Annotated in this window: 1 protein-coding gene; it reads left to right on the top strand. The window is 54.2% G+C overall.

Going from position 1 to position 1,379, the window contains the following annotated elements:
* Positions 1 to 97 precede the first annotated feature (97 nt).
* The gene (locus tag XMA127_RS11680) at positions 98 to 1,351 is read left to right on the top strand and encodes an IS256 family transposase (protein WP_173484790.1); all 1,254 of its coding nucleotides are present in this window, start codon (positions 98 to 100) and stop codon (positions 1,349 to 1,351) included.
* Positions 1,352 to 1,379: the final 28 nt, after the last annotated feature.

Genomic DNA, 1,379 nt, shown 5'->3' with positions numbered 1-1,379 from the left:
GAGTTATGGTCATTTCTGGTGTACGGGGAGATAGAAGGATGGCGTATCCTGTTGATTGATTCCTGCAAGAATCTCAACCAACAGAAGGTGATACGCCATGACTCATTCTAACCTGACCGCTCTTTCACAACCAGAACTACCGATAGCAGATCCGTTGACCGAACTGCTGAGACGAGGCGCCCGTGATCTCATCGCTCAAGCGGTCGAGTCCGAGCTTCAAACGCTGCTGGATGAACATGCACAACAGCGGTTACCTGATGGCAGACAGGCGATCGTGCGCAACGGTTATTTGCCGGAGAGAACCATCCAGACCGGCATCGGTGAAGTCGAAGTTAAGGTGCCAAAGGTTCGAGATCGCAGCGGTTCAGGTGTTTGTTTCAACAGCAGCTTGTTACCGCCGTATCTGAAGCGTGCCAAGAGCATCGAAGAGCTACTGCCTTGGCTCTACCTGAAAGGGATCTCTACCGGTGATTATCAGGAGGCTCTGGCGGCGTTACTGGGTGACAACGCTAAGGGGCTATCGGCTAATACCATCAGCCGCCTGAAGCAGCATTGGACCGATGAGCACCGAAGCTGGAGTCAACGAGACCTGAGCCGGAAACGCTATGTCTACTGGTGGGCTGACGGGGTGTACAGCAATGTACGTATGGATGACCGCCTCTGCCTACTGGTAATAATCGGTGTTACAGAGCATGGTCGCAAAGAGCTTGTAGCCGTTGAAGATGGCTACCGCGAATCAGAGGCTAGCTGGACCGAGCTCTTGGCGGGTCTGCGCTCCAGAGGACTGACACATAGCCCCAGGCTAGCCGTGGGTGATGGCGCTCTGGGCTTCTGGAAGGCGCTATCTAAGAGCTATCCTGAAACGCGTCACCAACGGTGCTGGGTACACAAGACTGCGAACATACTCGCGGTGCTCCCAAAGTCGGTGCAGCCAAAGGTGAAAGCGGCGCTGCACGAGATCTGGATGGCTGCTACGCGTGAGGAGGCCCATAAAGCCTACGACCGGGCACTGGTGCGGTTCGAATCGAAATATCCTGGGGCGATGGCTAGGCTGCGTAAAGACCGTGATGAACTGCTGGCCTTTTACGACTTCCCAGCGGAGCACTGGGTGCACATACGGACAACAAATCCGATCGAATCGACGTTTTCAACAGTGCGTCTGAGAACAAAGCGAGCGCGCAACTGCGGCTCACGGGAGACCACGTTAGCGATGGTCTACAAACTACTAGAAACAGCGCAGAAGCGTTGGCAACGGATAAGAGGATTTAATCTGCTGACCTTGGTGGTCAACAACGTACCGTTCAAGGACGGTGAGCAAGTACAGGATCAATCAGACAGGAATGCCGCCTGATGCCGTACACCAGATTTGACAATATCTC

Source organism: Marinobacterium sp. xm-a-127 (assembly GCF_013283425.1).
Classification (GTDB): Bacteria; Pseudomonadota; Gammaproteobacteria; order Pseudomonadales; family Balneatricaceae; genus Marinobacterium_E.
This window is presented reverse-complemented; position numbering and strand designations above follow the sequence as displayed.